General features: G+C 58.3%; 17 protein-coding genes. 10 read left to right on the top strand and 7 right to left on the bottom strand.

Annotated elements, in window-relative coordinates; all coding sequences use genetic code 11:
- Positions 1 to 54: 54 nt before the first annotated feature.
- The 7 genes from ACUTSW_RS21450 to ACUTSW_RS21420 all read left to right on the top strand — a co-directional run bounded on the left by ACUTSW_RS21450 (position 55) and on the right by ACUTSW_RS21420 (position 9,481).
- Positions 55 to 420 carry an ArsC family reductase gene (locus ACUTSW_RS21450; RefSeq protein WP_063197266.1) on the top strand — a complete coding sequence of 122 codons (366 nt, stop codon included), beginning with the start codon at positions 55 to 57 and terminating at the stop codon, positions 418 to 420.
- Positions 417 to 1,544 carry a succinyl-diaminopimelate desuccinylase gene (gene dapE, locus ACUTSW_RS21445; protein WP_241921858.1) on the top strand — a complete coding sequence of 376 codons (1,128 nt, stop codon included), beginning with the start codon at positions 417 to 419 and terminating at the stop codon, positions 1,542 to 1,544. Before ACUTSW_RS21450 ends, dapE begins: the two co-directional genes overlap by 4 nt.
- Positions 1,541 to 2,215, top strand: a complete 675-nt coding sequence (locus ACUTSW_RS21440; protein WP_445585304.1) for a M15 family metallopeptidase — start codon at positions 1,541 to 1,543, stop codon at positions 2,213 to 2,215. The genes dapE and ACUTSW_RS21440 overlap by 4 nt, the downstream gene beginning before the upstream one ends.
- 2 nt (positions 2,216 to 2,217) lie before the next feature.
- Positions 2,218 to 2,409, top strand: a complete 192-nt coding sequence (locus tag ACUTSW_RS21435; RefSeq protein ID WP_004951808.1) for a YpfN family protein — start codon at positions 2,218 to 2,220, stop codon at positions 2,407 to 2,409.
- A gap of 263 nt (positions 2,410 to 2,672) precedes the next feature.
- Positions 2,673 to 5,960, top strand: a complete 3,288-nt coding sequence (locus ACUTSW_RS21430) for a transglutaminase family protein (protein ID WP_445585303.1) — start codon at positions 2,673 to 2,675, stop codon at positions 5,958 to 5,960.
- A gap of 105 nt (positions 5,961 to 6,065) precedes the next feature.
- The gene (locus tag ACUTSW_RS21425; protein WP_445585302.1) at positions 6,066 to 8,558 is read left to right on the top strand and encodes a circularly permuted type 2 ATP-grasp protein; all 2,493 of its coding nucleotides are present in this window, start codon (positions 6,066 to 6,068) and stop codon (positions 8,556 to 8,558) included.
- Positions 8,555 to 9,481: a transglutaminase family protein gene (locus ACUTSW_RS21420; protein WP_062868223.1), complete on the top strand. Its 927-nt coding sequence runs from the start codon at positions 8,555 to 8,557 to the stop codon at positions 9,479 to 9,481. Before ACUTSW_RS21425 ends, ACUTSW_RS21420 begins: the two co-directional genes overlap by 4 nt.
- A 38-nt stretch (positions 9,482 to 9,519) precedes the next feature.
- Here ACUTSW_RS21420 and ypfH read toward each other — a convergent pair whose 3' ends face one another.
- From ypfH to dapA, 6 genes are all read right to left on the bottom strand, one after another.
- Positions 9,520 to 10,209: an esterase gene (ypfH, locus tag ACUTSW_RS21415; RefSeq protein WP_063197274.1), complete on the bottom strand. Its 690-nt coding sequence runs from the start codon at positions 10,207 to 10,209 to the stop codon at positions 9,520 to 9,522.
- A gap of 111 nt (positions 10,210 to 10,320) precedes the next feature.
- A complete protein-coding gene (locus ACUTSW_RS21410) occupies positions 10,321 to 12,315 on the bottom strand; it encodes a tRNA(Met) cytidine acetyltransferase TmcA (protein ID WP_445585318.1) in 1,995 nt (664 codons plus the stop codon).
- A 75-nt stretch (positions 12,316 to 12,390) separates the two neighbouring features.
- The gene (gene ypfJ, locus ACUTSW_RS21405) at positions 12,391 to 13,257 is read right to left on the bottom strand and encodes a KPN_02809 family neutral zinc metallopeptidase (RefSeq protein WP_004951822.1); all 867 of its coding nucleotides are present in this window, start codon (positions 13,255 to 13,257) and stop codon (positions 12,391 to 12,393) included.
- Between the two features lie 173 nt (positions 13,258 to 13,430).
- Entirely contained in the window at positions 13,431 to 14,144 is a 714-nt protein-coding gene (gene purC / locus ACUTSW_RS21400; protein ID WP_020828051.1) for a phosphoribosylaminoimidazolesuccinocarboxamide synthase, read from the bottom strand.
- A 251-nt stretch (positions 14,145 to 14,395) separates the two neighbouring features.
- Positions 14,396 to 15,448, bottom strand: a complete 1,053-nt coding sequence (gene bamC, locus ACUTSW_RS21395; RefSeq protein WP_004951828.1) for an outer membrane protein assembly factor BamC — start codon at positions 15,446 to 15,448, stop codon at positions 14,396 to 14,398.
- A 16-nt stretch (positions 15,449 to 15,464) separates the two neighbouring features.
- Positions 15,465 to 16,346, bottom strand: a complete 882-nt coding sequence (dapA, locus tag ACUTSW_RS21390; RefSeq protein ID WP_004951829.1) for a 4-hydroxy-tetrahydrodipicolinate synthase — start codon at positions 16,344 to 16,346, stop codon at positions 15,465 to 15,467.
- A gap of 110 nt (positions 16,347 to 16,456) precedes the next feature.
- On the opposite strand from dapA, the gene ACUTSW_RS21385 reads away from it, so the two are divergent.
- Both ACUTSW_RS21385 and bcp read left to right on the top strand, forming a co-directional pair.
- A complete protein-coding gene (locus tag ACUTSW_RS21385) occupies positions 16,457 to 17,062 on the top strand; it encodes a glycine cleavage system transcriptional repressor (RefSeq protein ID WP_445585317.1) in 606 nt (201 codons plus the stop codon).
- Between the two features lie 2 nt (positions 17,063 to 17,064).
- Positions 17,065 to 17,529 (top strand): thioredoxin-dependent thiol peroxidase, encoded by a 465-nt coding sequence (bcp, locus tag ACUTSW_RS21380; RefSeq protein WP_006316879.1) that lies wholly within the window; start codon positions 17,065 to 17,067, stop codon positions 17,527 to 17,529.
- Positions 17,530 to 17,572: 43 nt separating this feature from the next.
- Here bcp and ACUTSW_RS21375 read toward each other — a convergent pair whose 3' ends face one another.
- The gene (locus ACUTSW_RS21375; protein WP_062868227.1) at positions 17,573 to 18,643 is read right to left on the bottom strand and encodes an AI-2E family transporter; all 1,071 of its coding nucleotides are present in this window, start codon (positions 18,641 to 18,643) and stop codon (positions 17,573 to 17,575) included.
- A 603-nt stretch (positions 18,644 to 19,246) separates the two neighbouring features.
- Between ACUTSW_RS21375 and ACUTSW_RS21370 the strand changes: the two genes are divergently transcribed.
- Complete coding sequence (locus ACUTSW_RS21370) at positions 19,247 to 20,164, top strand: bestrophin family protein (protein WP_166729167.1); 918 nt, start codon at positions 19,247 to 19,249, stop codon at positions 20,162 to 20,164.
- Positions 20,165 to 20,168 lie beyond the last annotated feature (4 nt).

Genomic DNA, 20,168 nt, shown 5'->3' with positions numbered 1-20,168 from the left:
CGGTTTACCACTGGCGCCATGCCGGTGTTGGGTTGCAGAGAAGGTTCTTATTCCATGACGTTGACCATGTACGGCATCAAAAATTGTGACACCATCAAAAAAGCGCGCCGCTGGCTGGAAGAGCAAGGCGTGGCTTATCAATTTCATGACTACCGCGCCGACGGGCTGGATGAACAGCAGTTGCGCGGGTTCGTCGACCGTCTGGGCTGGGAACCGCTGCTGAACACCCGCGGCACCACCTGGCGCAAGCTGGATGAAGCGCAGCGCAACGCCTGCGACAACGCCGATGCGGCCATCGCGCTGATGCTGGCGCAGCCGGCAATCATCAAACGCCCGCTGCTGGACGACGGCAAGGGGCATGCCCTGCTCGGCTTCAGCGCCGAAGGCTACCAGCAATTTATTTCTGAGGTTACAGCATGATTTGCCCGGTTATCGAACTGGCTCAACAGCTCATCAAACGCCCGTCCCTCAGCCCGCACGATGAAGGCTGCCAGGCGCTGATGATTGAACGTCTGGAAGCGATTGGTTTTACCGTTGAGCCGATGCCCTTCGGCGACACCCTGAATTTCTGGGCCTGGCGCGGTGAAGGGCAAACGCTGGCGTTTGCCGGTCACACCGACGTGGTGCCCACCGGCGATGAAAAACGCTGGGACAACCCGCCGTTTGAACCCACCATTCGCGACGGCATGCTGTATGGCCGCGGCGCGGCGGACATGAAAGGTTCGCTGGCGGCGATGGTGGTGGCGGCGGAGCGCTTTGTGGCGGCCAACCCGCATCATGGGGGCCGCCTGGCGTTCTTGATCACCTCCGACGAAGAGGCCAGCGCCACTCACGGCACGGTGAAAGTGGTGGAAGCGCTGATGGCGCGCAACGAGCGCCTGGATTATTGCCTGGTCGGCGAGCCGTCCAGCACCGAACGCGTCGGCGACGTGGTGAAAAACGGCCGCCGCGGTTCGATCACCGCCAACCTGCACATTCACGGCATTCAGGGCCACGTCGCCTATCCGCACCTGGCGGATAATCCGGTGCATCGCGCCATGCCTGCGCTCAATGAGCTGGTGGCGACCGAGTGGGATCGCGGCAACGAGTTCTTCCCGCCGACCAGCATGCAGATCGCCAACGTGCAGGCCGGTACCGGCAGCAACAACGTGATCCCGGGCGACCTGTTCGTCCAGTTCAACTTCCGTTTCAGCACCGAGTCAACCGACGCGACGATAAAACAGCGCGTGGAAGAGCTGCTGGAGCGGCATCAGCTGAACTACAGCATCGAATGGCGTTTGTCCGGCCAGCCGTTCCTGACCGCGCGCGGTGCGCTGGTGGACGCGGTGGTTAACGCCGTCGAACACTATTCTGAATTGACGCCGCAGTTGCTGACCACTGGCGGCACCTCGGACGGCCGCTTTATCGCCCAAATGGGTGCGCAGGTAGTTGAGCTGGGGCCGGTCAACGCGACCATCCACAAGGTCAATGAATGCGTGCACGCAGCCGATTTGCAACTGCTGAGCCGCATGTATCAGCGCATCATGGAGCAGTTGGTCGCATGATCACGCCCATCATGCTGACCGGGCTCTCGACCGAACACCTGGCGCCACTGAGCGATAACCATCGCCTGCAGCCCGCAGCGGTGACCGCGTTCCTCGCCATGCAGCAGGCGGCGTTGGCGGCCGGGTTCGATCTGCAACCCGCCAGCACATTTCGTGATTTCGATCGGCAACTGGCGATCTGGAATGGCAAATTCTGCGGCGAGCGCCCAGTATTAGATAAAGACAGTCGACCGATCGATATCGAGACGCTGTCCGCCGCCGAACGCTGCGAAGCGATCCTGCGCTGGTCCGCCCTGCCGGGCGCCAGCCGCCATCACTGGGGCAGCGATCTGGACGTGTACGACCCTTCGTTGTTGCCGGAAGGGCAAAAGCTGCTGCTGGAGCCGTGGGAATATGAGGAAGGCGGTTACTTTTATCCGCTCAATCAGTGGATGACGGAACATATGGCCGAATTTGGCTTTTACCGCCCGTTCACCGAAGACGGCGACGGCGTGGCGGTAGAACCCTGGCATCTGAGCTATCGGCCGCTGGCGCAGGAAGCCGAGCATCTGCTGACGCCTGCGCTGCTGCTGGCCGCCTGGCAAAATAAGGACGTTGCCGGTGCCGAATGGCTTGAACGCCATCTGCCCGCGATATTTTCACGTTTCATACGCAGTGAAGGAAAGGAGTAAACATGCAATGGTTAGCTGACTACTGGTGGATTATCCTGCTGATTTTAGCCGGGATGATCATCAGCGGGATCAAAGAGCTGCGTCGCGTCGACGTAAAACGTTACCTCGCCGATAAGCCGGAATTGCCGCCACACCGCGATAATAACGCCCAGTGGGACGACGAAGACGACAACTGGCCGAAGAAAAAACCTTAACCGCCTGTGTGCGCCGTCCCCCGAGGGCGGCGCTTCATTTTCTCCTCTTTCCCGCAGAAAAAAGAATCGACTTCTCAAAAAATTGCCTCTAGATTTAACCCTAATTGGTTAACGTGATGGTCATCACACTCCCAGCAGTTAAAACGGTCTGGATACAGACGGGGGTTAACCAAAGCACCACCCTCCACGGTAACGGCTACAGCATGGCATCAGCAGACTGATGTGACCCGATTTCAGATTCCCCTATTCTGAGGCTCGAGCTTATGGCTATTAATATTGCGCTAAACCACGTTACCGAATACCGCTACGACCGACGCATCAACCTGGGTCCCCAAGTCATACGCCTGCGCCCTGCCGCACACAGCCGCACCTCCATTCTGGCTTATTCACTGAAAGTGACCCCGGAAAATCACTTTATCAACTGGCAGCAGGATCCTAACGGCAACTACCTGGCCAGGCTGGTGTTCCCGGAAAAAACCGACCACTTCCGCGTGGAAGTGGATATGCGGGTTGAAATGTCGGTGATTAACCCCTTCGATTTCTTCCTGGAGCCGCAGGCGGAACATATTCCGTTTTGCTATTCGGAAGAGCAGAAAATCGAACTGGCGCCCTATCTGCACTGCCAGCCGCTGACCCCCGAGCTGGAAAGCTACCTGAGCAGCATCCCCGATGAAGCCCAACGCAGCGCGGAATTCCTGGTGGCGATCAACCAGCAGTTGCAGCAACACATCGGTTACACCATCCGCATGGAACCGGGCGTGCAGACGCCGGAAGAGACGCTGACGCTGCGCAGCGGTTCGTGTCGCGATTCCGCCTGGCTGCTGGTACAGATCCTGCGCAACCTCGGGCTGGCCGCTCGCTTCGTGTCCGGTTATCTGATTCAGTTGACGCCGGACGTCAAATCGCTGGATGGCCCGTCGGGGCCGGAGGAAGACTTCACCGATCTGCACGCCTGGACTGAGGTTTACCTGCCCGGTGCCGGTTGGATTGGCCTGGATCCCACCTCCGGGTTGTTCGCCGGTGAAGGGCACATTCCGCTGGCCTGCACGCCGGAACCTTCCAGCGCCGCCCCGATCAGCGGTGCGATTGATGAGTGCGAATGCGAATTTGAGCACCTGATGGCCGTTGCCCGCGTGGACGAAGTGCCGCGTGTGACCAAGCCCTACAGCGAGGAACAATGGCAGGCCATCGACGCGCTCGGTTATCGGATTGACAGCGATTTGCAGGCCAACGGAGTTCATCTGACGATGGGAGGCGAGCCGACGTTCGTCGCCGTCGACGATCCTGACGGCGATGAATGGAATACCGATGCTCTGGGGCCAACCAAGCGCCTGCGTGCCGCCGAGCTGTTCCAGCGTATGCGTGAGCGTTACGCCCCCGCCGGGCTGGTGCATTTTGGTCAGGGCAAATGGTACCCCGGCGAGCAACTGCCGCGCTGGTCGCTCAATTGCTTCTGGCGCCGGGACGGTGAGCCGCTGGCCGATCCGGCCATGTTTGCCGATGAACGCGAGCCTTCTGCGGTCACCGCCGGGCAGGCGGCGGATTTCCTGCAACGCGTCGCGCAGTATCTGGAGGTTTCCGGTCAGCATATCTTCCCGGCTTATGAAGACCCGCTCTACTACCTGTGGCGCGAACGACGCCTGCCGGACAACGTCGATCCGTCGGATTCCCGGTTGGAAGATCCGCTGGAGCGAGCGCGGTTGCACAAGGTGTTTGAACAAGGTCTGGGGGCTATCATCGGCCACGTTCTGCCGCTGGCCAGAGAAGAGAACCAGCCGTGGCAAAGCGGCTCCTGGTTCCTGCGCAGCGAGCACTGCTACCTGCTGCCGGGCGATTCGCCGCTGGGTTACCGCCTGCCGCTGGATTCCCAACCCTGGGTGCATAAAAGCGACTATCCCTACATTCACAGCGCCGATCCGCATCAGTCTTTCCCGACGCTGCCGGCCTACCGCCAACTGCTGCAACCGCATTCATCTGCAGCCGATCATGCCCAGCCTCAGCCGGTAACCCAGCGCCCGGAGCAAAAGCAGTCAGCGGACTGGATTACCCGCACTGCGCTGTGCGCCGAGCCGCGCAACGGCATTCTTTATCTGTTCATGCCGCCGACGCGCACGCTGGAAGACTACCTGCAGGTGGTGGAGGCCATTGAGGCCACCTCGCTCTCGCTGGGCATTCCGGTGGTGCTGGAAGGTTACGAACCGCCTTCGGACCCGCGTCTTACCTGTTTTCGCATCACCCCCGATCCCGGCGTCATCGAAGTCAACATTCAGCCGGCGGCCAGCTGGGGCGAACTGGTGGAGCAGACCACCTTCCTGTACGACGCCGCGCGCCAGTCGCGCCTGACCACCGAAAAGTTCATGATCGATGGCCGCCATACCGGCACCGGTGGCGGCAACCATATGGTGATGGGTGGCGCCACCCCGGCGGAAAGCCCGTTCCTGCGCCGCCCGGACGTGCTGCGTAGCCTGATCGGCTATTGGCATAACCACCCGTCGCTATCCTATTTGTTCTCCGGCCTGTTTATCGGCCCGACCAGCCAGGCGCCGCGCATTGACGAGGCGCGTAACGACTCGGTCTATGAAATGGAGATCGCCTTTAGCCGCTTCCCGGAGCCGGGCGAGGAAGCGCAACCCTGGCTTATCGACCGCCTGCTGCGCAACCTGTTGATCGACTCCAGCGGCAATACCCACCGGGCGGAGTTCTGCATCGACAAACTCTATTCGCCGGATGGCCCCAGCGGCCGCCTTGGGCTGCTGGAACTGCGCGCTTTTGAAATGCCGCCGCATGCCCGGATGTCGCTCACCCAGCAGCTATTGCTGCGGGCGTTGCTGGCCCGTTTCTGGCAGCAGCCTTATCAACCGGAGCGGTTGCGCCGTTGGGGCACCGAACTGCACGATCGCTTCATGCTGCCGCACTTTGTGCGTCAGGACTTTAACGACGTGCTCGCCGAACTGCGTGAATTTGGCTACCCGTTTGAAGCCACCTGGTTCGACGCACACTTCGCCTTCCGCTTCCCGCAGCATGGCGAATTTTCCGCCGACGGCGTCCAGGTGCAAATCGATCATGCACTGGAACCCTGGCATGTGATGGGCGAAGAAGGTGCAAGCGGCGGAACCGTGCGCTATGTTGACTCATCCGTCGAGCGTCTGCAGATCAGAGTCACCGGGTTTAATGACGATCGCCACCAGGTGACCGTCAACGGCCGCCCGGTGCCGCTGCAGCCCACCGGCAACGTCGGCGAGGCGGTCGGCGCCGTTCGCTACCGGGCATGGCAACCCGCAGCCAGCCTGCATCCCACCATTGGCGTACACGCGCCGCTGACCGTGGAACTGGTGGATACCTGGATGCAACGTTCGCTGGGCGGCTGCCAATACCACGTCGCCCATCCGGGCGGACGCAGCCACGATACCCACCCGATCAATGCCTATGAGGCGGAGGGCCGCAGGCTGGCGCGTTTCTTGCAGATGGGTCATACGCCTGGAAAATTAACCGTCGAACCCCAGACGCGCAATCCGAACTTCCCGTTCACGCTCGATTTGCGCTGGAAATAAACGTTCGATACAGGAAGGGCGCAAGTCGGTACCAGGAAGGTGCCGGCCTGCGCCGCAAGGGAGCTGCCGTCGCAAGGCCTCATGGAAAACGGGAACGCAATGCCTATGCCGCAATCACTATTTACCCGCTATCGCCACTCGCAAGCGCACTATGACGAGCTGTTTGCCGGCGAGGCAACCCTTCGCCCGCACTGGCAGCGTTTTGCCGCCGAGCTGGCCGCCTATCCGAACGAACAGCTGCAAAGCCGCCTCAACCACGTGGCGCGCCAGATTTTTGAAAACGGCGTCACCTATAACGTCTACGCCGATCCGCAAGGGGTTAAACGCCCCTGGGAACTGGACCTACTGCCACAAATTATCCCCCACGACGAATGGCAACAGATAGAATCCGGCATTGCCCAGCGTGCGGAACTGATGAACCGTATTCTGGCCGACGTGTACGGCGAGCAGACCCTGCTGCGCGACGGCCTGCTGCCGCCTGCGCTGGTGCATGGGCATGCCGGTTTTCTGCGCCCGGCGCACGGCATTCGCTGCCCGGGCAACGTTTACCTGCATCTGTACGCCGTCGATTTGGCCCGTTCCGCCGATGGCCGCTGGTGGGCGTTGGCCGATCGCGCCCAGGCCCCTTCCGGCGCCGGCTACGCGCTGGAAAACCGCACGGTGATCTCCCGCGCCTTCCCGGAACAGTTCCGGGACCTGAAAGTGCAGCGGCTGAATACCTTTTTCCGCACGCTGCAACAAAGCCTGCGCCACTGGGCACCGTTCGCCGCAGGTGATGGCGAAGCTCCGCACATCGTGGTGTTGACCCCCGGCCCTTACAATGAAACCTATTTCGAGCATGCCTATCTGGCGCGGCATCTGGGATTCCCGCTGGTGGAAGGCCAGGATCTGATGGTGTCCCAGGGGCGCGTCTGGCTGAAAACCCTGGACGGCCTGCAGCGCGTGCATGTGATTTTACGGCGGCAGGATGATGACTTCTGCGATCCGCTGGAGGCGCGCCCCGACTCTTCGCTGGGCATTCCGGGGCTGATCCAGGCGGCGCGAGAGGGCCAGGTGCTGATCGCCAATGCGCTCGGTTCCAGCCTGATTGAAACCGGCGCGCTGTACGGCTTTCTGCCAAACCTCAGCCAACAGATCCTCGGGCAACCGCTGCTGTTGCCTTCGGTCGCTTCCTGGTGGTGTGGGGAAAGCACCGCACGGGAAACGGTGCTGGAAAACCTGCCTAACCTGATTGTCAAAGGCGCCTTCCCGCAGTTGCGCATCAGGACCTGCATCGCCGGCGATCTAAGCGCCACCGAGCTGGCTCAGCTAAAGGAACGCATCCGCGCGCGCCCTTACAACTATGTCGCCCAAGAGTTGATCGGCCTGTCGCAGGCGCCGGGTCTGTCCCCGCGCCCGCCCTACCAGTTGCAAAACCATGCCACCTGCCTGCGGGTATTCGCCGTCGCCACCCCGGACGGCTACCGGGTGATGCCCGGCGGCCTGACCCGCATCTCCGGCCCCAACAGCCGCCAGATCGTGACCATGCAGCAGGGCGGCGGCAGCAAGGATACCTGGGTGTTGGCACCGCCTTCCGCGCCACCGCCACGGCCCGGCGTGTTGAGGCAAGAGTTGCCGCCGACCGGCCACAGGCTATCGACTCGGGTGATTGAAAACTTGTTCTGGCTGGGCCGCTATACCGAACGCTGCGACAACATCGCTCGCCTGCTGCGTACCACCCTCACCCTGCGGCTCGACGAAGACGAAGGCAGCGAACAGCAACATAAAGCCGTGATGCAGCTTTGCCTGCACTACGGTCTTTTGCCGAACGACGAAGCCTCTCCGCTTGAAGAACTGCCGCCGCAACAGTTGAACACCCTGCTACTGGAAGCGCTGTTCAACCCGGAAATTCCACAGGGGTTTGCCGGCACCTTGCAGCAACTGCTGCGTATCGGTTTTCAGTTGCGTGAGCGGCTTTCGCTGGACAACTGGCATATCCTCAACCGGCTGGCCAAGGATCTGGAACAGCGCCATCAGGCCCAGCGCTGGAACCTGGCGGAGGCGCTGGCGTTTCTCGATCAGGCGATCGGGCATATGATGGCGCTCTCCGGTTTTGCGCTGGACGGCATGACGCGTGACGTGGGCTGGCGTTTCCTCAGTATTGGCCGTCGGCTGGAACGCCTGCAGCAGGTGACGCATATGCTGACGCTGGTGCTGGACGATGACGAAGTGCGCAACGCCGGGCTGGAATGGTGGCTGGAGTTGTGCGACAGCACCATCACCTACCGCTCCAGTTATCCGCAACGGCCGGAGCTGGTCACCGCCCTGCCGCTGTTGTTGACCAGCCAGGAGAATCCGCGCTCGGTGATGTTCCTGCTGAAGGGGCTGGTGGAGTACTTGAAAAAACTGACCGACCAGTTCGGGCCTTTTACCGATCAGACCATTTTCGATCTGCCGGAGAAAATTGCCGGTCTGGGTAACGCCGGGTTTACCGGCGGCCTGCAACCCTTGTCAGAATCGGTGTCGCAGTGGCAACTGGCGCTGGACCGGCTGTCCGATCAGATTGGCCTGCGCTTCTTCAACCATGGCCCCCACTACAGCACGGGAAACGACGAATGAGCCAGAGCCAAACTCAAACTGCCGGCCAATCTCTCACGCCCGCCGACGGAAGCCGCTATAGCGTCAGTCACGTGACCGAATACCAATACAGCCTGCCGGTGCCGCATTCGCGCCAGTTGCTGCGGCTGTCGCCACGCAATCTGGCCTGGCAACAGTGCCACGCTTCGCGGATCCAGGTCGATCCGCAGCCCGATGAATGGTTTGAACTGGACGATTTTTATGGCAACCACCTGGTGCAATTCGCTCTGCGAACGCCGCATACCCAACTGACCGTGCGGGTGGATTCGCAGGTGCTGGTCTTGCCGCACGCCGCACAGTGGGTGGCGGAAAACAGCCTGTCCTGGGAGCGGGTACGCCAACAGTTGGCCAACGGGGGAACCGAAGTGCTGGACCCCATTCAATACCTGTTTCCTTCCACTTTTATTCCCATCGATAATGCACTTAGCCACTACGCCCTGCCGAGCTTTACCCCTGAACGGCCGCTGCTTTCGGCGTTGCTGGATTTTACCGGGCGCATTTTCAACGACTTTACCTTTGATCCGACGGCCACCACCATCGCCACGCCGGTAGAAACCCTGTTGCGGGAGAAGAAAGGGGTTTGTCAGGACTTTGCTCACCTGCAAATCGCCTGCCTGCGTTCGCTGGGGTTGGCGGCACGCTATGTCAGCGGCTATATCCTCACGCAGCCGCCGCCGGGGGAGGAGCGAATGATTGGCGCCGATGCCTCTCACGCCTGGGTGTCGGTGTATTGTCCGCCCTATGGCTGGGTAGATATCGATCCGACCAACAATGTGTTGGCCGATACCCAGCACATTACCGTGGCCTGGGGCCGCGATTTCGGCGATGTCAGCCCGATGCACGGCATTATTTTTGGCGGGGGCGCTCACCAGTTGGACGTTCAGGTTACGGTGATGCCGCAATGACAGCGGGCGCAGCATAGCCGCGCCCGTCAGGGGGAATATTATCGAAAGGCGATCAAATCGCCGCGTTTGCCAAACAGCGCTTCATCCCAGTAGCGCTGAGGTACGTAGTAGTGCAATCGCTCGAGGGCATTATTCATCATGCCCTGATTGATGCCATGCCCGACGCCCTGCTCCACGTCCAGCGTGAAATCCACGCCGATGGCCTGCAACCGTTCCGCCGCCGCTTTGGCGTGCTGCACGGCGATCACCGCATCCTCTTCGCCGTGGATCAAATGCACGACGCTTTCGCCGAAAGCTTGCTCCGGCAAGCTGGCAAAGCGCCCGCTGAAGGCCACCACGCGGCCGGCCAGTTTAGCTTCCGCTTTCAAGGCTTCCAGCGCCATGATCGATCCCTGAGAAAAACCGACCAACGCGGTCCCGGCGTAACCGACACCGCTCTGCTGTTGCCAATAACGCACGGTTTCGACGAACTGCGGCATTACCTGTGCAATGCGCTCGGCGCGGTTCTCTTCGGTCACGCCCTGCACCGAGAACCATTGGCGACCGTTGCCGTTATCGAAAGCCGCCGGGCCGCCGATACTGACGACCTGCGCCTGCGGGAAATCTTTGGCGAAGTAGCTGCCGATTTCGCCCATTGCCACCGGGTTATCGCCGACACCGTGAAACAGCAAGATCAGCTGTACCGCCGGTGTTGCCGGGCTTTGGACAACGAAATGCTCATGTTTCATGGTGACTCCTCGTCTTCATCAGATGTCGCCCGGAGGTTCCGGGCCGTTGGCGTCCACTATACGCCGCTGAGAAATCAGGAAAATCGGGTTTTATTGAACAACATTGTCGATTTATTGCAATGACCGCGACTGCGCCCAGTTGCGCCAGCGCAGACAGTGTTGCTCATCCAGTTGTTCGAGCGCCTGCGCTGCCTCCAGCCGCCAGTGGCGCAGCAAGGCTTTTTGGCCGCTGAGGCCAAACTGCGTCACGCAGTCTGCCGTCGTCCTTTGCTGTTGCAGATGCTCGCGCAGCGCGGGCAGCGGTAAGCCGCTGGCCAACAGCAAGCGTTGCAGCGCACCCAGGCTGGCCTCCAGCGGCCGATGGGCGAAGGAAAATCCGGCCAGTTCACGCCAGTCATCCTCACTCAGCTGCGTATCGCCGTCATCGCCGGTGATCTCCAGTTGCAGATCAACCCGGTGCTGCAACCAGCGCCAATCGCGTGCCAGGTGCTTATGCGCCGCATGCCGCAGCGCCTCACCCTGCTCGCTCAACGCCAGGATGGCCATGGCGGTATAACAACCGCTGCTGGCCTCCGTCTTGCTGCCAATACGCACCAGCTCAAAACCGCAGGATTGCCAAAAACGCCACAGCGGTTCGGTGTAGCCAAAACTGACCGAAAGGAAATCCAGCCCCTGCGCCCGTTGGCGCTGCTGCGCGATCAGGCTGCGGGCAATGCCCTGTTGGCGCAAGGCAGGCAGCACCGCAATGCGGGTAATGCGGCGCGAACTCAACGTCGGCGCCCACCACTGGCCGCCATGCGCCGCCAGCGACTGAGCCACCAGGTTACCGCGCGGCCGCCGTCGGCCAGCCCAAACCTCATGCGCCAGTTCGGCGTTCAGGCCCCCTTCATCCACCAGCCACAACGCGCCAACCACTTCTTCTTCCACCTGCGCCACGCCAAAGTGCATGCCGGGTGCATCCATCAGCCGCCGTAGATCGAGCGGCGTGGTGCGGTAATGGGCGCTGCTCAGCAGAGCGTAAAAACGCGCCAACCGTTGGGGATCGGCGCACAGCGCGCTCTGTTCGACCAGGCTGAAACTGGCGGCCTGCGCAGTCGCCCGCCATTCCGGTTGTTCATTGAACAACAGAGCATTATCTATCGCCCGTTCCAACGCATCGCCTTCAGCCCAACGCATGGGTTGCCGTAATCCTAATGGCCGGAACGAAGGCAACCCGGCGCAGAACTTCAGCAAAAACCCCCGGCCGGTGCCTTCATAGCCCTGCACGGTGGTAGTCAGCAATACACGAGGGAAATAACTGACCAACTGTTGCAACAGCGGGCCGGGAATAGCCGCCGCTTCATCCACCAGCAACCAACCCACGTTGCTGACGTCATGCTCGCGGCAATGCGCCAGCAGCGCGTCCGGCGCCCAGAACTGCGCGCGCCCCTGTGCCCATTCGCCGGCAACGTCGGTGGCGGCACGGCTCGGCCCGGTCATCCAGCAGGTGAGCGGCGTATTCGCCACCAACATGCCTGCCAGCGTTGACTTGCCGCGCCCACGTGCCGCGGTCAGCACCCAGACACCCGCCGAGGCATTCAGCAGTTGCTCCAGTAGCCTTTGCTGTTCTGCAGTGGGGTGGCCATCGGGTGCCTGCCAGGGCGGGCGCTCCGGCAATGCCGCCAACGCCAGCGCCTCACCCTGTCGCCAGAACGTGACTTCGCTGTCCGCCGCAAGATGGTGTCGCAGATGACGGATAAAATACGGGGTGGTGATAGGCTGCGGACAATCGCTCCAACGCAGGCTGTCGGCGTCCGGTTGCTGATGCCATTCACGCCAGGGCGGCGTCAGCAACAACAGCCAACTGCCGGCGCGCAGCGTGCCCGCCAGCGCCGCCAAGGCTTCAACATCCAGGCCCATTGTCGCGTCAAACACCGCATGCAGCCGCTCTTGGCCCAACAGGGTTCGCACCGCGCCGCTCGCCAGAGGTTGCAAGCCGGTTGGCGGGTTTTCTCCCACCCACGGCCAGTCGCCCGGCAGGCTTGCAGCCAGCTGTTGCGCCTGTTGGCGGCACCATTGCGGCTCACCGCTGAGCACCAGCAGGCGTCTGATGCCCTGCTGCCGCATGAGTTGTTGCATTGCCTGTAGCAAGGCTATGTTCCCACCTAAAAAAATGCCGGAGTCAGGCTCCGGCAGGGTATATCAACGGGATGCGAAGGTGTTGCAGGTGTTCGGATCGCCGCTGTCGAAGCCCTGTTTAAACCAGGTGTAACGCTGTTGCGAGGTGCCGTGGGTGAAGCTGTCCGGCACTACGCGCCCCTGGCCCTGCTGCTGTAAACGGTCGTCGCCGATCGCCTGTGCGGCGTTCAATGCCGCCTGCAAATCCCCCTCTTCCAGCATCTGCTGCTTCTCGGCATATTTGCCCCAAACACCGGCAAAGCAGTCTGCCTGCAGTTCCATTTTTACCGACAGGCGGTTCACTTCAACCTGGCTGGCGCCCTGTTGCATCTGACGCACTTTAGGCTCAATGCCCAGCAGGTTCTGCACGTGGTGGCCGACTTCGTGCGCCACCACGTAGGCCTGCGCAAAGTCACCGCCGGCGCCCAGCTTGGTTTTCATATCCTGGTAGAACGACAGATCGATATACACCGTTTTATCGCCCGGGCAATAGAATGGCCCCATCGCAGACTGGCCGGTGCCGCAGTTGGTGCGCGTCACGCCGCGATACATCACCAGTTTGGGCGGTTGATAGGTTTTGCCCATACGCTGGAAAACTTCTTTCCAGTTATCTTCGGTAGAAGCCAGCACTACCGAGGTAAACTTGGCCAACTCATCGTCTTTTGGACTGATGCTGGCGCTCTGTTGCTGAGTTTGCGGGCTAACGTCACCGCCGTTCAACAGCGGTGAGAGATCGATGCCGTAATAGCCGGCCACCAGCACCACCACCAGAATGACGATACCGCCTTTGCCGCCGATTGGCGCGCGAAAGCCCCCGCCGCCGCCCAGACCTGAAGACTCCCCGCGACGATCCTCAACATTGTCACTTTCCCGACGCCCTTGCCAACGCATAAGTAAACTCCAGATTAGGTTTTTAATAATCGTAGGAAACTAGCCCACTGATTGCCATTATAAATGGTTAACGAGGCGGGAAATGTAGAATTTTTCTGGAAATGCAGACGGAAGGGAAAATGAATAAATGACGGGGCGCTCCGGCAGGATAGCCCCGTATTGCGGGAGGACGCTTAGTCCAGTTTCACGCCAATGCGGCGCGCAACTTCTTCGTAGGCTTCAATCAGGCCACCCAGGCTCTGACGGAAACGGTCTTTGTCCATCTTGTCCAGGGTGTTTTTGTCCCACAGGCGGCTGCCATCCGGCGAGAACTCATCGCCCAGCACCACTTCGCCGTTGAACAGACCGAACTCCAGCTTGAAGTCGACCAGGATCAGGCCCGCGTCGTCAAACAGCTTGCTCAGCACGTCGTTCGCTTTGTAGCTCAGCTCACGCATGCGCGCCAGATGCTCTTTGTTCACCCAGCCGAAAGTTTCGCAGTAGGATTCGTTGACCATCGGATCGTGCATCGCATCGTTTTTCAGGAACAGGTCGAACAGCGGCGGGTTCAGCACCAGGCCTTCTTCAATGCCCAAACGCTTCACCAGCGAACCGGCGGCGCGGTTGCGGATCACGCATTCGACCGGCACCATGTCGAGCTTCTTCACCAGCACTTCGTTGTCGGACAGCAGGCGTTCCATTTGCGTCGGAATGCCGGCTTCTTCCAGTTTGCTCATGATGAAATGGTTGAACTTGTTGTTTACCATGCCCTTGCGATCAAACTGCTCAATGCGCTGACCATCCAGTGCTGACGTATCGTTGCGGAACTCTAACACCAGCAGATCGGGGTTTTCGGTGGTGTAGACGGTTTTTGCCTTTCCGCGATACAACTCAGCTAGCTTTTGCATCTTACATACTCCAATAAAGAATTGTTTTAAAAACGCTTCAACACACAGGTGTGATATACCCAAAATAATTGGAGTTACAGCAAGGCGGCAAGGGCAGGAATCCCCGGGAGCTTACTCAAGTAAGTGACTGGGGTGAGTGCACGCAGCCAACACAGCTGTAGCTTCAAGAATGATGGGCATATTGTGCCAAACCTGGAACGCAAACGATACCGTACAGATAAAACAAAAAGGGGCCGCAGCCCCTTTTTTAGTTATTTAACGCTGGTTTTACTGAACGCAGCCTGGAATGCCGCAACCAACCCGTCGTTTTGCGACTGGGTCAACGGCTTCCCTTTCGGATCGATAAATTGCAGGCTGGTACGGTTGTTCAAATCACCGACCTGCAGTTTGTAATCGCCTTCGGTCAGTTCAGGATCCTTGGCGCCCAACGCATCCCAGTCGCTACCGCTCAGGGATTTGTAGGTCACGGCGACGGTGCCCTGCGGACGGCTGCGGTCACCCACTTTCATCCCCAGTTTTTCCAACGCCGCAGGCAGGCGATCCCACACTACGGTATAAGGACCGCGCACGACCAACATCGGCAAGCCGGTGTCATCCGCGCCGCTCTGCACGTCCAGCGCGCCGAAGCGGTTAGCGGTTTGGCTGCTCACCAGGTTGTCCTGCTTGTCCAGACCTTCAACGATGGTGTTCATCATCATGCCGTTGTAGCGCTGCACTTCGGAAGGATCGGTAATCTGCTCGGTTTTGCCCTGCTGCTGCAAACCGACGGTTTTCACCACCAGCGCCTGCTGGTAACCCTGCTGCTGCACGCTGATCTGGTAGCGGCCTTCGTACTGGTTGTCTTCATCCAGACGGTTCCATTTCACCCAGTCGGTAGTCAGTGTCTGACCGGCGTCCTGACGCGAGGCAATCGCGATATTTTTCGTCTGCAACATGCTGACGACGCGTGACCACAGGTTCTGGTTCTGCGGGCTGTTTTCCAGCAGCAGCGTACCGCTGTCGCCGGCATACTGCGCGCGTGAACCGCTCAGCAACGCCAGCGGCTGCACAGGTGGGCGAATATCCAGTTGCTTGCCAACGCCGCCTTTCTGCGTGGTTGCCGGAACATCATAATTCCCGCTCTGCACCGGCAGGATCATACCGGCCGGCGCGTTCAACGGTTTGAGCTCCGACGCGTTGAGATAAGACTCATCGCCGCTGACCTGGCGTTTGTAACGCTGATCGGTGGTACAGGCGGCCAGCATCATAACCAGCGAAATACCCACGACTTTTGCTACCGTCGACTTTTGCAATGAATAAACCATCAAATTTCCCTTAGAGTTACAGCAAACCGGCGCTTTTTAACGCGCGCTCAACGATCGGACGAGCAGCGTCGGTCAACGGCGTCATAGGCAGACGCATCGTATCGGTTGCCATCAATCCCAATGCCTTACAGGCCCATTTCACCGGAATTGGGTTTGCTTCTACAAACAAATCCTGATGCAACGGCATCAAGCGCTGATTTAGGCGGCGTGCTTCAGCAAAGTTGCCCTGTGCTGCCAGCGTGCAAAGCTGCGCCATTTCACGCGCCGCCACGTTGGCCGTCACGGAAATCACCCCTTTGCCGCCCAGTTGCATGAAATCCAGACCGCTGGCGTCATCGCCGCTCAGCAAAATGAAATCTTCATCATCAACCAGCACTTGGATCTGACTTACACGACTTAAGTTCCCTGTTGCCTCTTTAACGGCAACAATATTCTTAATTTTTGCTAAACGCGCAATCACCGGCGGCAGCATGTCACAACCGGTGCGTGAAGGCACGTTATAGAGGATCTGCGGCAGCTCGGTGCTTTCGGCAATCGCCTTGAAGTGCTGGTACAGCCCTTCCTGGGTCGGCTTATTGTAGTAAGGCGTTACCGTCAGGCACCCTACTACGCCGGTATTTTCGAAGCTTTTGGTCAGCGAAATGGCTTCGGCGGTGGCGTTGGAGCCCGTACCTGCGATCACCGGAATGCGGCCCGCGGCCAGTTCCAGCGTCTGCAATACCACCTCAACGTGCTCGTCATGGGCAAGCGTTGCGGACTCGCCGGTCGTCCCTACGGAAACAATGGCCGAGGTCCCACTGGCTACATGATAATCAATCAGTTTTTTTAGGCTCGCACGATCGACAGCACCTTTGTCGTCCATCGGCGTAACCAGTGCAACAATACTTCCCGTAAACATTGGCCGTCCCCTCCACAAACAAGTCACTCATGGTACTTTTGCTACCTATCCAAAAGCAAGCAAACAACAGCGTTGTAAGCGCTTGGCAGGCGGTTTTTTTTATGTTTACCATGGTAACCCCATTGAGCACGACAGGAAGATCCATTTTGCCTAAGCCAGATGAACACTATCTCGTGATTACCGCGCTCGGCGCCGACCGCCCCGGAATCGTCAATGCCATCACCCGCCACGTCAGCAGCTGCGGGTGCAATATCGAAGATAGCCGTCTGGCCATGCTGGGTGAGGAGTTCACTTTCATCATGCTGCTTTCCGGCAGTTGGAACGCGATTACCCTGATTGAATCCACTCTGCCGCAAAAAGGCGCGGAGATGGAGCTGCTGATTGTGATGAAACGCACCAATTCGCATGAAAGGCCGCCGATGCCGGCCACGGTGTGGGTGCAGGTTGAGGTGAAAGACTCGCCGCACATCATTGAACGCTTCACCGATCTGTTCGACTCCAGCCAGATGAACATTGCCGAGCTGGTGTCCAGAACCCAACCGGCGGAAGGTCACCTGCCGCCGCAGCTTTACATTCAGATCACCGCGCACAGCCCCGGCAACGCGGATGCATCAAATATCGAGCAAGCCTTTCATCGCCTATGTACAGAATTGAACGCACAAGGCAGTATTAGCGTTGTTAACTATCCACAGCATGATGAGAAAGATGGAGAGTAGTGATGAGCCCATTGAAAGCCGGTGACACAGCGCCGAAATTTAGTTTGCCTGACCAGGACGGTGAGGAAATTAATTTGGCCGACTTCCAGGGACAGCGAGTGCTTGTTTATTTTTATCCGAAGGCGATGACGCCGGGTTGCACCGTTCAGGCCTGCGGTCTGCGGGATAACATGGATGACTTGAAAAAAGCGGGTGTCGAAGTGCTGGGCATCAGCACGGATAAACCAGAGAAGCTGTCGCGTTTTGCCGAGAAAGAGTTGTTAAATTTCACGCTGCTATCTGATGAGGATCATCAGGTGGCGCAGCAGTTCGGCGTTTGGGGTGAAAAAACCTTTATGGGGAAAACCTATGACGGAATTCACCGTATCAGCTTCCTGATTGATACCAAGGGTAAAGTCGAGAAAGTGTTTGATGATTTCAAAACCACCAATCATCACGACATCGTTCTGAGTTACCTGCAGCAATAATGCTCTCGAAGCGCAGCAGCCTGCTGCGCTTCGTCATTCCCGCTTATTCCAGTTCCGTGTCCACCCGCAGTTCGTCCGGCCAGGCGTGTATCACCGCCTTCACCAGCGTGGCCAGCGGGATAGCAAAGAACACGCCCCAAAAGCCCCACAGCCCGCCAAAGATGATCACCGACAAGATAATCACCAGCGGATGCAGATTGACCGCCTCGGAGAACAAAATGGGCACCAACAGGTTGCCGTCCAGCCCCTGCACCACCAGATAGGCGACGATCAGCGTCCAGAAATCGGCGCCGACGCCCCATTGGAACATCGCCACCACCACCACAGGAATGGTTACCAACACCGCGCCGATATAAGGGATCAGCACCGAGAAACCAACCAGCACCGCCAGCAGCAGCGAATAGCGCATATCCAAAATAACGAACACCAGATAGGTCGCCACGCCGACGATCACCATCTCGAGCACCTTGCCGCGGATATAGTTGGTGATCTGCTGGTTCATCTCAATCCACACCTGCCCCGCCAACCCGCGATTGCGCGGCAGTACGCGGCGCACCGCGTTGAGCATTTGCTCTTTGTCCTTCAGCAGGAAGAACATCATCATCGGCACCAGAATCAGGTAAATCGCCAGCGTCAGCAGCCCGACCAGTGAAGCCAGCGAGAATTTCACCACCGACTCCCCCATGCCCGACAGCCGCCCGCGCAGGTTCTCCGCCATCATATCGATGATACCGGCATCGACCAGCGCCGGATAACGCTTCGGCAGCGTCGCCGCAAAGTTATAGAATTGATTGAGCATCCCCGGCAGATCGGTCATCAGGTTGATGCCCTGCTGCCAGGCGGTCGGCGCCACCACAAACACCAGCAGCATCGCGATGCCGGCGAACATGATCATCACCAGGCTCGCCGCCCAGTTGCGCGAACAGCCGATACGCTGCAGCCGCGCGGTCGGCCACTCCAGCAGATACGCCAGCACGATGGCCACCAGCAGCGGCGTCAAAATACCGTGCAGAAAATAGAGAATGAGGAACCCGGCGACCAGAATCACCAGCAGAGCGATAGCCTGCGGATCGGTGAAGCGACGACGGTACCACTGTAATAACATCTCCAGCATCAGAGAGTGCTCCTAGAGGTTTGACTGGCAGGCATTGCGGTTCCTGGGGTTGGTCTTTTCATGAAATGAATAGGGTACAGGTTTGGGCACGCCAACACGCAAAGTACCTGACGAGCCCGCTGTGCTTCAACACCAAACGGATTGGATTTGCCGCTCCGGAGAACATCCAACTCACAACACGCTCCATAAGAATACCAGAGCCCAGGGCAAGCGTATCCTTAAACCGAGACGAATCGCAATCCGTACATCCCGGCAACGCGCAGGGCATTCCGTCGGCAGAAAATACTCTTTATTCTCATTTGGCTTCCGTGTCTCGGCCATTAAACGAAAATGGGGCGTACAAACGGTGGGTCATTCAATAACTCTTATTTATCTTAGCAGCACAATCTTAATTATTTTTTGGATGTATTGATTATTGAATAAATAAATCAGATAATTTAAACACCGACTCAGAGAGTCTGATCATCATCGCCCTATGTCATACAGTAAACATTCACTTGCCAATGATAAATCTCATACATTGTTACATATTATCGGCCATGATAATTATTCATCACTAAAACAATCACAGCCAAAAGTAAGCTACCAGGGAGTAGTAAACCCATGATTATTCGCCCAAACCAACACTGGTTTCTCCGCCTGTTTGACTGGCACGGTTCGGTGTTGTCAAAAATCACCTTCCGCCTGTTTTTAAATATCCTCATGTCTATTGTCGCCATCATCATTTATCAATGGTATGAACAACTTGGCATACATCTCACCATTGCTCCCTTTAGCCTGTTGGGGATCGCCATCGCTATTTTTCTGGGTTTTCGCAACAGCGCCAGCTACAGCCGCTTTGTTGAAGCGCGAATGTTATGGGGAACCCTGCTGATAGCGGAGCGTACATTATTGAGACAATTAAAAAACCTGCTTCCGGAAGATAAAAAAAATCATGAAGAAATAGCAAAGTATCTTATTGCGTTTAGCTGGAGTTTGAAGCACCAATTAAGAAACACCGATCCCACGGCTGACTTATATCGCATTTTACCGAGAGAGGCTTTCTCGGAGATCATCGCCAGCCCAATGCCCACTAACAGAGTCTTGTTATTATTGGGCGATGAGATTGGCAAATTGCGTCTCGCGGGTAAATTAAGCGATATCACCTATAAAATGCTCGATAATAAACTGGATGAACTCGCACATGTTCTCGGTGGTTGCGAAAGAATAGCCAACACGCCGGTGCCTTTCGCCTACACGCTGATCCTGCAACGCACCGTATATTTATTCTGTTCCTTGCTGCCGTTTGCGCTGGTTTCTGATTTGCATTACATGACGCCGTTCGTTTCCGTCTTTATTTCTTATACCTTTTTGTCCTGGGACTCACTGGCCGAAGAGCTGGAAGATCCCTTTGGTACCAGCGCCAATGATCTGCCATTGAATGCCATCTGCAATACCATCGAACGTAATCTGATGGAAATGAACAATCAAAAACCTCTGCCTGCGCTGCTCAAACCCGACCGTTATTTCAATCTGATCTGACGCC

Source organism: Serratia sp. TSA_198.1, assembly GCF_052686505.1.
This window is presented reverse-complemented; position numbering and strand designations above follow the sequence as displayed.

Coding starts and splice junctions, on each gene's coding strand:
- ypfJ (WP_004951822.1), bottom strand. CDS start 13,257: ATGCGTTGGCAAGGGCGTCGGGAAAGTGACAATGTTGAGGATCGTCGC.
- ACUTSW_RS21440 (WP_445585304.1), top strand. CDS start 1,541: ATGATCACGCCCATCATGCTGACCGGGCTCTCGACCGAACACCTGGCG.
- ACUTSW_RS21425 (WP_445585302.1), top strand. CDS start 6,066: ATGCCGCAATCACTATTTACCCGCTATCGCCACTCGCAAGCGCACTAT.
- dapE (WP_241921858.1), top strand. CDS start 417: ATGATTTGCCCGGTTATCGAACTGGCTCAACAGCTCATCAAACGCCCG.
- ACUTSW_RS21410 (WP_445585318.1), bottom strand. CDS start 12,315: ATGCGGCAGCAGGGCATCAGACGCCTGCTGGTGCTCAGCGGTGAGCCG.
- ACUTSW_RS21420 (WP_062868223.1), top strand. CDS start 8,555: ATGAGCCAGAGCCAAACTCAAACTGCCGGCCAATCTCTCACGCCCGCC.
- ACUTSW_RS21375 (WP_062868227.1), bottom strand. CDS start 18,643: ATGCTGGAGATGTTATTACAGTGGTACCGTCGTCGCTTCACCGATCCG.
- ACUTSW_RS21450 (WP_063197266.1), top strand. CDS start 55: ATGACGTTGACCATGTACGGCATCAAAAATTGTGACACCATCAAAAAA.
- bcp (WP_006316879.1), top strand. CDS start 17,065: ATGAGCCCATTGAAAGCCGGTGACACAGCGCCGAAATTTAGTTTGCCT.
- ypfH (WP_063197274.1), bottom strand. CDS start 10,209: ATGAAACATGAGCATTTCGTTGTCCAAAGCCCGGCAACACCGGCGGTA.
- ACUTSW_RS21385 (WP_445585317.1), top strand. CDS start 16,457: ATGGTAACCCCATTGAGCACGACAGGAAGATCCATTTTGCCTAAGCCA.
- dapA (WP_004951829.1), bottom strand. CDS start 16,346: ATGTTTACGGGAAGTATTGTTGCACTGGTTACGCCGATGGACGACAAA.
- ACUTSW_RS21430 (WP_445585303.1), top strand. CDS start 2,673: ATGGCTATTAATATTGCGCTAAACCACGTTACCGAATACCGCTACGAC.
- ACUTSW_RS21370 (WP_166729167.1), top strand. CDS start 19,247: ATGATTATTCGCCCAAACCAACACTGGTTTCTCCGCCTGTTTGACTGG.
- ACUTSW_RS21435 (WP_004951808.1), top strand. CDS start 2,218: ATGCAATGGTTAGCTGACTACTGGTGGATTATCCTGCTGATTTTAGCC.
- bamC (WP_004951828.1), bottom strand. CDS start 15,448: ATGGTTTATTCATTGCAAAAGTCGACGGTAGCAAAAGTCGTGGGTATT.
- purC (WP_020828051.1), bottom strand. CDS start 14,144: ATGCAAAAGCTAGCTGAGTTGTATCGCGGAAAGGCAAAAACCGTCTAC.